The organism is Fructobacillus durionis (genome assembly GCF_900112405.1).
GTDB classification, from domain to species: Bacteria; Bacillota; Bacilli; order Lactobacillales; family Lactobacillaceae; genus Fructobacillus; species Fructobacillus durionis.
This window is the reverse complement of sequence record NZ_FOLI01000012.1, coordinates 1-7,656: the sequence shown is the minus strand read 5'-3', so window position 1 is coordinate 7,656 and position 7,656 is coordinate 1. Positions and strand designations below refer to the sequence as shown.

The 7,656-nt window shown below is 37.6% G+C and carries 15 protein-coding genes; 9 read left to right on the top strand and 6 right to left on the bottom strand.

Features of this window, described 5'->3' with window-relative positions; genetic code table 11:
- Positions 1 to 177: 177 nt before the first annotated feature.
- From BMZ93_RS06430 to BMZ93_RS06410, 5 genes are all read right to left on the bottom strand, one after another.
- Positions 178 to 1,233, bottom strand: coding sequence for a tyrosine-type recombinase/integrase (locus BMZ93_RS06430; RefSeq protein ID WP_159427800.1), 1,056 nt, complete (start codon positions 1,231 to 1,233; stop codon positions 178 to 180).
- A 242-nt stretch (positions 1,234 to 1,475) separates the two neighbouring features.
- Positions 1,476 to 2,363: a DUF6414 family protein gene (locus BMZ93_RS06425; RefSeq protein WP_091503321.1), complete on the bottom strand. Its 888-nt coding sequence runs from the start codon at positions 2,361 to 2,363 to the stop codon at positions 1,476 to 1,478.
- 70 nt (positions 2,364 to 2,433) lie between these two features.
- Positions 2,434 to 2,838, bottom strand: coding sequence for a hypothetical protein (locus BMZ93_RS06420; RefSeq protein ID WP_091503319.1), 405 nt, complete (start codon positions 2,836 to 2,838; stop codon positions 2,434 to 2,436).
- A gap of 48 nt (positions 2,839 to 2,886) precedes the next feature.
- Complete coding sequence (locus BMZ93_RS06415; protein ID WP_091503316.1) at positions 2,887 to 3,174, bottom strand: ImmA/IrrE family metallo-endopeptidase; 288 nt, start codon at positions 3,172 to 3,174, stop codon at positions 2,887 to 2,889.
- Complete coding sequence (locus BMZ93_RS06410; protein WP_091503313.1) at positions 3,175 to 3,546, bottom strand: helix-turn-helix domain-containing protein; 372 nt, start codon at positions 3,544 to 3,546, stop codon at positions 3,175 to 3,177.
- Between the two features lie 140 nt (positions 3,547 to 3,686).
- Here BMZ93_RS06410 and BMZ93_RS06405 point away from each other — a divergent pair, with 140 nt between their 5' ends.
- Genes BMZ93_RS06405 through BMZ93_RS06395 form a run of 3 tightly spaced genes read left to right on the top strand, consistent with a single transcriptional unit; the run spans position 3,687 to position 4,896 of the window.
- Positions 3,687 to 3,899 carry a helix-turn-helix transcriptional regulator gene (locus BMZ93_RS06405; RefSeq protein WP_091503310.1) on the top strand — a complete coding sequence of 71 codons (213 nt, stop codon included), beginning with the start codon at positions 3,687 to 3,689 and terminating at the stop codon, positions 3,897 to 3,899.
- Between the two features lie 34 nt (positions 3,900 to 3,933).
- The gene (locus BMZ93_RS06400; protein ID WP_091503307.1) at positions 3,934 to 4,704 is read left to right on the top strand and encodes a phage antirepressor KilAC domain-containing protein; all 771 of its coding nucleotides are present in this window, start codon (positions 3,934 to 3,936) and stop codon (positions 4,702 to 4,704) included.
- Between the two features lie 12 nt (positions 4,705 to 4,716).
- Entirely contained in the window at positions 4,717 to 4,896 is a 180-nt protein-coding gene (locus tag BMZ93_RS06395) for a hypothetical protein (RefSeq protein ID WP_091503305.1), read from the top strand.
- Here the strand turns inward: BMZ93_RS06395 and BMZ93_RS06390 are convergent.
- Positions 4,891 to 5,100 carry a hypothetical protein gene (locus BMZ93_RS06390; protein WP_091503303.1) on the bottom strand — a complete coding sequence of 70 codons (210 nt, stop codon included), beginning with the start codon at positions 5,098 to 5,100 and terminating at the stop codon, positions 4,891 to 4,893. The genes BMZ93_RS06395 and BMZ93_RS06390 overlap by 6 nt on opposite strands.
- 218 nt (positions 5,101 to 5,318) lie before the next feature.
- Between BMZ93_RS06390 and BMZ93_RS06385 the strand changes: the two genes are divergently transcribed.
- The 6 genes from BMZ93_RS06385 to BMZ93_RS06360 all read left to right on the top strand — a co-directional run.
- Entirely contained in the window at positions 5,319 to 5,525 is a 207-nt protein-coding gene (locus tag BMZ93_RS06385) for a hypothetical protein (protein ID WP_010017592.1), read from the top strand.
- Positions 5,526 to 5,540: 15 nt separating this feature from the next.
- Positions 5,541 to 5,765 (top strand): hypothetical protein, encoded by a 225-nt coding sequence (locus BMZ93_RS06380; protein WP_091503301.1) that lies wholly within the window; start codon positions 5,541 to 5,543, stop codon positions 5,763 to 5,765.
- Between the two features lie 49 nt (positions 5,766 to 5,814).
- Positions 5,815 to 6,012 (top strand): hypothetical protein, encoded by a 198-nt coding sequence (locus BMZ93_RS06375; RefSeq protein WP_091503299.1) that lies wholly within the window; start codon positions 5,815 to 5,817, stop codon positions 6,010 to 6,012.
- Positions 6,009 to 6,407 (top strand): hypothetical protein, encoded by a 399-nt coding sequence (locus tag BMZ93_RS06370; protein ID WP_091503297.1) that lies wholly within the window; start codon positions 6,009 to 6,011, stop codon positions 6,405 to 6,407. The genes BMZ93_RS06375 and BMZ93_RS06370 overlap by 4 nt, the downstream gene beginning before the upstream one ends.
- 9 nt (positions 6,408 to 6,416) lie before the next feature.
- Positions 6,417 to 7,088: an AAA family ATPase gene (locus tag BMZ93_RS06365; RefSeq protein WP_091503296.1), complete on the top strand. Its 672-nt coding sequence runs from the start codon at positions 6,417 to 6,419 to the stop codon at positions 7,086 to 7,088.
- Between the two features lies 1 nt (position 7,089).
- Positions 7,090 to 7,656: DUF669 domain-containing protein (locus tag BMZ93_RS06360; RefSeq protein WP_091503294.1), on the top strand; the 567-nt coding region annotated here is incomplete at its 3' end.

Here is a 7,656-nt window from a genome sequence, read left to right as displayed (position 1 = left end):
CCGTTAGTCGGCATATGATATGATTTTAAGCAATGCAGCTAAAGCCCGGTGTTATCGCATTTAACGTGATAACACCGGGCTTTTCTTTTGTTTTAGTAATTGGTTTTTTTCTGTGTAATTCTGCCTAATTCTGTGTGTTTCTGTAAATATTTAGACACTTTTTAGACACTTTTTGCACTAAAAAATAGACATCATGATACGCTGTGTCTTTTCCTCTTCGCTTTCTTTTTGTGAGCTAAGAAGGTGGGTATAAACGTTAAGCGTTGTTGAAATATTTTTGTGCCCAAGCCTCGATGAAACATATTTAATATCAATACCTTGGCTTAACAATAAAGATCCGTGTGAGTGGCGCAATGCATGAAATGAAACTGGTTTAATATCTAATTCCTTGATTGCTGCTTTTAAGGCTTTCCCCGCACCGTAATTACTGATGTCGGCGATTGGGCCTTCGATACCTGTTAGCTCATTTAGTAAGTCATCATCAACAGAGATTATGCGGTTGCTTGATTCTGTCTTGGTGGACTTAACATGACGGTATTGATCAAGTGCCTTATTAACTGATATTGTCTTTTTTTCAAAATCAATATCATCAGATTGAAGGGCCATGATTTCGCCAATACGCATCCCAGTATGAATTGATATATAGATTGCTAAGTATGATTTAGCATGTGGATATGTAGCCAGCTTATTTTTAATATAATGATCTAGTTTAATAAGTTCGTCTTTTTCAAGAAACTTTTCTGATGCTGACTTTCCAACTTTTCCTGTAAGTTGAATGCGAATAGTGGGGTTATTCTTAATTATTCCATCAGCAAAGGCATCTTCTAATGCCTGGCTAATATGGTTCTTTCGTTTAGCAACTGTTTCTTTTGAATGGTCTTTACCGAATTCATTGATAAAATTTTGGAAATCAGTACGTGTGAAATCAATAAGAGTAGCGTCGGGCATATATTTAATAATATTGTCGAGCGTATTTTGATACTGATATTGGGTGGCAGCCTCCATTTTTGATTTATAGGTATCAACCCAATTCTCAAAATAATCTGATAACAACATCTTTTCATATTTACTCTGTAACTGATCAGTATAACCAGCTTCTATCTCTGATGCCCAAATAACGGCTTCTTTTTTAGTTCGAAAACCTTGTTTGCTAATTTGTTTGTATTTTCCGTTTTCTTTAACGGACACTCTTGCCCGATAATTTCCTGCAGTTGTTTTATGAAATGTAGCCATATATTCCTCCATTTTGGTACAAATAAAAAAGGCGTTACCAAAAACGCTCTTTTATGTAATAATTGGGTAAAATAATTGTTTGGAGGTTCAAATGCTATTCAATAAAATTAAAAAACTTAATAATGAAAAGCAACGAATCCAAACAGAAAATATCTTTCTTAAAAACGAAAACAATAAAAATTTTTCTAACTTGGAGTCATCGTTTATTACGCAATCAGATTTTGTAGATAGCAAATTCGATACTATTCATAAAAAACAGCGATAGGTTTGATTATTCGATCTCCTTTTTTTAGTATGTTGAAACTTCCGAGAACAACATCCATGAAAAAGGTACTCATGACTGAAAAATCAATATTCTCTCCGTCTGGCGTGACACTAGTTTCTAAATCACCTTTTATACTTGATACAATTCCAAAAACATTTAGTTTTCGCTGAGCTTTTGAAATGGCTGTTAACTCGGCAGGGGTAATACGTAAATTTTCAATGTTAGCAAGTACAATCGAATCATTTGATGAAAATAGAGTAGTGTTTGGAAGTGCTCCATTATAGAATTTTGCATAAAGATTAACCATCTTGAATATCCTATCAAGTTCGCTTAAATCTGGTAGGCTTTTTTTTAATGTATTTATTCGGGTCGTTATTTCTGCAGTTCTTGATTTTTTGGGGATTTTATTTAATTTTTCATATTCAACATAGTTGTCATCAGATAACTTTGTCAATTCAATAATTGAGTTATCATCAGTCATATTCTTTAATATACTCATATCGATTACTGAAAAGTTGTCGGTAATTGAAACAAAATCTCCTTCTACTGTTTGGCTGATGTTAGTCTTTGTTTCTAAATTTAACTTTTCGATTAACAGATTTAATGAATAATCATCTAATACTGTATCAAGATATTTAGAAGCGGATTTTGTGAGTTGATTGGATGTTGAGCTTTCAGAATTACCCTCAACAGTAGCTTTTATAATTGAGGAAAAACCAGCGTTAGTATTAACACCTTCTGTTTCTACTTTTGTTACTGATTCAGAATTTTGGTCACTATATTTTGATCCAATAGCCAACCCTTCATCTTTCTGGGCTAAAATTGAATTGATTAGTGTTTGGTTTACATAAATAATATCTTTCATTTTATCTCCTTAGATCCCAAAAATATCCTTCTTCGCTTCGAATGATATGTACGCCCAAATGGGCATTGTGTTATTTAGTGGAAACAACTGATCCTTTAATTAGCCATGAACCCAATGTAGATTGAGCATCAGTAACTTTAAACTTAATATGCTGTCCGTCTTTTAATCCAGCTTGCTGCTTGTCAGGGTAAAAGTTTAAGTGTTCGCCAGCTTGAAGATTCTGTCCTAATTCTGTGTTGTTTTCAACTTTCAAAATTTCAACGTCAATAATCTTTCCTGTTAGATCATCACCAGCATTTAATTTTTCTTCTGCTTCAGAAGTAGAATAGTCAGCTTTAACACCCAATACCTTTGCGGACCTCGATGTGTTTGAAGTATTGTCTTTACCATTAGAAGTAAAGACATAAAATACTAAACCAACGATAATTAGCGCCATAATTGCGATGATGCTAATCCATAATTTTTTATTATTCAATGTTTCTCTCCTCCAGCTTTTAACGTGGTTCAGATTTTGCACGTACATTTAATATCCAAGTTTATAGTGTCTAACGAATTGCGATGCTTCTTTCTCAACACGCATTGTTTCTCTACACCATCGTTTATTACTACTACTAAATAAGTTGAAATCAGCATGTCCAACTTCATGTAATAATGTTTGTATTTGCTCTTCTTCTGGTTGCAGTGTATTAATAAAAATACTTATTTCTCCATTTTCATTAACACATTGGCCAAAAAAACGCCTATCGTCAACCTCTATACCGTAGAACTTATAATCTGGAAATTTATCAATATAGTATTCTAACCGATTCACTTATAAACGCCTCTTTGATAGCTTAGCGATTTCTACTAGTTGTTTTATTTGGTCTATTTCTTCTTGGGTAGCATTTGGATCAATAAGATAGGCAACTTGCTTCTGAGCATCAGTTAAGCTGTTTTCGTATTCATTGGTTGTTTTGGCTTCAGGCCTATATCCAGCAAGCTCAATAATTTTATTTACGGGTTCTTTTAGACCGTGAGCAAGTTTTTCTAATGTTGCTACTTTAGGAATATTTCTTTTCGCATTTTCCAGCATTGAGATAGTTGATGGGTTTAGTCCACTATAAGTGGCAACTTGTCGGACCGTATATCCTTTTGATTCTCTGATTTGTTTAATATTAGCAGCAAACTGTTCTTTAGTAGGCATGATCATTACTCCTGTTAAACAAGATTGTACCAATATCTAAACGCAATTAAAACAAAATGCAAACAAAATACGTATTTAGTGTTGACAAAACTAAACGACAAAGATATACTTAATGCATCAGTTAGCGAAAGGAGGGAAACATGGTTAAAACATTATCTTTAAAAAATCCGCAAGAGTTCACAGATACTTTAGCCTCTCTTGGATACAGTGCTAGTGCTTTTTCTAAGTATATTGGGATTAGTAAGGGAACGCTTTCGGCTTACGTACAAGGTAAGCGAAAAGCATCACCAGTTACTGCAAAGAAAATTGCGGATGGTCTGAATTTAAAGGTTGTTGATATTTTTTCACTCTAATTGTTGACAAAGCTAAACAAAGAAGGAGGCCAACATGGCAAACGAAGTAAAGGTGTTTGACAACCTGAAAGTCAAAGAAGAAAACGGACAAGTTTTGTTCGACGCAGAGAGTGCAGCAATTGGAATTGGGATTGTATCTAAGTCTAATGGCTATACAAACGTTCGATGGAGCCGGGTTAACGAATATTTAAATTCTGCCACTTCTGGCAGAAAAGTTGGGAAAGGCGATTTCATTACTGAACCACAGTTTTACAAACTGGTAATGAAGGCAGGAAGTCCGCAAGCAGAAAAGTTCCAAGACTGGGTCACTTCAGAAGTCCTGCCAAGCATTCGCAAGCACGGCGCTTACATGACCGACTTGAAGATTGAAGAAGCGTTGACTGATCCAGACACGATTATTCGATTGGCCACAACTCTTAAGCAAGAGCGACAAGAGAAGTTGCTACTTAAGCAACGTGTGAATGAATTGCAACCAAAGGCTGACTACACTGACTCAATTTTGCAGAACAAGGCGTTGGTCACCATCACGTTCATTGCTAAGGACTACGGCATGAGCGGTGCAGCGATGAATAAGTTGCTCCATGAGTTGGGCGTGCAATATCGACAAGGTGATACTTGGTTGTTGTATGCAAAGCATCAGAAAAAGGGATGGACACAGTCCGAAACCAAGGAAGTTCGGCGTGCTGATGGTTCAAAGAAGCTTGTAGCAAGTACTAAGTGGACTCAAAAGGGACGGCTTGGATTGTACGAGTTGTTGAAAGATAACGGCGTCCTGCCATTGATCGAGCAAGACCGGACGGCGTAAAGGAGATTACACATGTTCAAGCGTCGACAAAAGGACTTTTATTCAATCGAGAAAGTAATTAAGAAAAGTGATAACGAGTTTGATGTTTTTGTAACTATTTCATTAGGAAAAAAGAAACAAAAAAAGATCCGCAAGTTTAATAAAAAACTATCGGGTCTTACGAAGTTGTTGAAAGAGATTGAAAAATTATGATTCTTTCTTGATTTCAACAGTTAGGTTAGTAATTGTGCCACAGTTTGGGCATTTATTTTTACCGCTGTGAGCAGTGAATAATTTTCCGCATTTTTTACACTCAATTTCAAATTCTTGAGTTTCAGCAGCTTTTTTGATGATTGCATCTGGTTGATTTTCAAGTGCATTTAGAAGATCATCAAGTCCTTCAAAATTAGCTGACATAACTATTCTCCTTTCAATTTACTAGGCACGTCACTGCCAGTAACTAAAGGATACCAAAAGAAAGGTTAACAACATGAAAAAAGAAGATGAAGAATTTTATCAAATCCCCAATTGGGTATCTGTAATTGCTAGTGTAATCGGCGGTCTCATTGGTTCGCTAACGACTACATTCCTGATGTATATGTTTTCAAAATGATACCAAAAGAAAGGAGGCAAAAATGGTTTTTGACCCTAACGGCAGTCGAATGTTCACCATTAAAGGGCTAATGGAAGAAATGAAGACGTCGCGAGAAAAAGTTGAGCTTCTAATTAATATGCCGGGATGCCCTGAATTTTATTACCCAACACAAAAAAGGCCGGTATATCCAGAAGCTGAAATGGCAGCGTTTATTAAAGCACATACGACTTATAGAAAAGATATTTAGAAAGGAAGCGATGAAATGACAAATAGCATGTTTTGTAATGGAGTAATCAACTGGTTCTTCCTAATTGGAGCAACCGGTGGATTTATCTACTTAGTGGTACTTTCGCTCGATAAGAAGCCATTGTTTGGTGACAACGACGTTAGACGTGATCTTGAAAATGATGCCTCTAAAGATGGCAAACGATTTTTTAAAGCACAGAAAAAAGCTCTCAAGGCTGCAACCAAGAGAGCTAAGGCATAAAGTTTCCGGATAAGAAATTTATGCCTCTAGTATAACACGGAGGATAAAAATGACAATTGAAAATAGCATGTTGATGTACCCAGAAAACACGCAACGACTGGAACGATACGAGCAACTACAAGACGCAATCTATGCCAAGCGTGACGAAATAAAGAAGATGGAAAGCACCAAGGAAGACTTGGAGGCTGACATTGACGAGAAGTACGAGGAGCTTGGTGACTTGCAAAGGGAGGTAACTGAACTATGACACATGAAATGATGATTGTTAACGCTTATGGTGAACCAACACCAGTAAGCGAGATGTTAAGTAAGGAATACTTAGACGGACTCACTGTCGAGCAAGCGGAAGGTCTAGCATACCAAGCTAAGGAACTTAAGAAACCTTTGAAAAATGTTGAAGACATGGTCAAGGAACGTTTAAACGAAGGACAGCAGTTTAAGAATATTAGCTACTCTACCTCAAAGCGTTCTGCGGTTGACCAATCAGAAGCAACGAAGATGGCATTTGTTAAGAAGTACGGTTGGGGAGCGGTAAGTGTTAATACACCAGCACAACTAAAGCGAGAGTTTGGAAAAGCTATCGAAGAAGACCTAGAAAAGGTCACTGTGTACTCCGAACAAAAACGACTGACGTACAAATAAGGAGGCGAGATGATTACTTTTAAACCAGGAGAAATCAAGAAGTCCGGTGATATGTACTTCATCTATGGAGACGGCGGAACAGGAAAAACTAGCCTGTCCAAGTTGTTTTCTGGAAAGAAGCTACTACTTACATTCGATGGTTCATGGAACGCCTTAGTAGGTACGACAGACACTGCTGTGATGGCGTTTGGTAAGTCGGATGAGGCGACGCTACAACGCACGGTAGATAAGTATCTTAACCAGTACCTAGTTAATGATGCTTTCGATGTAATCATTTTGGATAACGTGACTGCTTTGCAAAATTTTGTTCTTGAAAACATTGACGGGGCTAGTAAGGACGGACGCCAGAATTATCAGAAGTTACAGGCGTGGTTCCGATCATTGGCGAACTCATTGCGGGATAGTCATAAAACCATTTTGGCGACTGCCCATCAGATTGACAACGGTGGAAACGGTCTTGATGGGAAAGGACGTTTTGAAGCGGACATGAACCAGAAGACGTTTAACGCCTTTACAGGACCGTTTGATGTTGTTGGCCGTATTTACAAAGAGAAAGGTGAGCGGTTCATCGACATGGACACAGAGAACGGGAATCATGCGAAAAACCGCATAGATGACCGTACCTTGATTAAGGCAGAAGAGCTGCTAAATAACGAAGAAGAAAAGAAAGAGGATAACTAACATGGCATTTGGATTTACTACAGACGAGAACAACGTATTCGGACAATCAGTAAAAGAAGCAGGGACTTACAACGTTAAGATTCTGCCACAGTCAGAAGTTAAGACATCATCAAACGGTAATGAGATGGCTGTATTCGATTATGAAGTTGTGGATGGTGAATACGCTGGTGGCCAAGTTCGATACGACAACATGGTGTGGAAGGATGATACGCAAGAAGCTGCTGAACGTTCTCAAAAAAACTTCAACAACATGGCCATCGCTGCTGGCGCTCCAAGCGGTCGTACATTTACATCGATTCAACAGTTTGTTCAGACGTTGGTCGGAAAGGAAATCAACATCAAGGTCGAATGGGAAACTAGCAATTACAACGGAAAGACTAACTTGGTGGTTAAAGCAAAGAACAAGGTTGATCAAGAAGGTTCAAAGCCAAACGGAATCACTCGTGACCAAGCGGCTAACGGGTCCAAGCAACAAACGAATGCAAGTCCATTTGCAGGGGAGCAACAAGCACAGCAAGGTGACTTGAATCCATTCAACGGAAACGGTGGAGTAGATATTGATCCGGAC

Excerpts from the sequence above, each read along its gene's own strand:
- BMZ93_RS06430 (WP_159427800.1), bottom strand. The coding sequence starts at position 1,233 with ATGGCTACATTTCATAAAACAACTGCAGGAAATTATCGGGCAAGAGTG.
- BMZ93_RS06425 (WP_091503321.1), bottom strand. The coding sequence starts at position 2,363 with ATGAAAGATATTATTTATGTAAACCAAACACTAATCAATTCAATTTTA.
- BMZ93_RS06410 (WP_091503313.1), bottom strand. The coding sequence starts at position 3,546 with ATGCCTACTAAAGAACAGTTTGCTGCTAATATTAAACAAATCAGAGAA.
- BMZ93_RS06405 (WP_091503310.1), top strand. The coding sequence starts at position 3,687 with ATGGTTAAAACATTATCTTTAAAAAATCCGCAAGAGTTCACAGATACT.
- BMZ93_RS06400 (WP_091503307.1), top strand. The coding sequence starts at position 3,934 with ATGGCAAACGAAGTAAAGGTGTTTGACAACCTGAAAGTCAAAGAAGAA.
- BMZ93_RS06395 (WP_091503305.1), top strand. The coding sequence starts at position 4,717 with ATGTTCAAGCGTCGACAAAAGGACTTTTATTCAATCGAGAAAGTAATT.
- BMZ93_RS06390 (WP_091503303.1), bottom strand. The coding sequence starts at position 5,100 with ATGTCAGCTAATTTTGAAGGACTTGATGATCTTCTAAATGCACTTGAA.
- BMZ93_RS06385 (WP_010017592.1), top strand. The coding sequence starts at position 5,319 with ATGGTTTTTGACCCTAACGGCAGTCGAATGTTCACCATTAAAGGGCTA.
- BMZ93_RS06380 (WP_091503301.1), top strand. The coding sequence starts at position 5,541 with ATGACAAATAGCATGTTTTGTAATGGAGTAATCAACTGGTTCTTCCTA.
- BMZ93_RS06375 (WP_091503299.1), top strand. The coding sequence starts at position 5,815 with ATGACAATTGAAAATAGCATGTTGATGTACCCAGAAAACACGCAACGA.
- BMZ93_RS06370 (WP_091503297.1), top strand. The coding sequence starts at position 6,009 with ATGACACATGAAATGATGATTGTTAACGCTTATGGTGAACCAACACCA.
- BMZ93_RS06365 (WP_091503296.1), top strand. The coding sequence starts at position 6,417 with ATGATTACTTTTAAACCAGGAGAAATCAAGAAGTCCGGTGATATGTAC.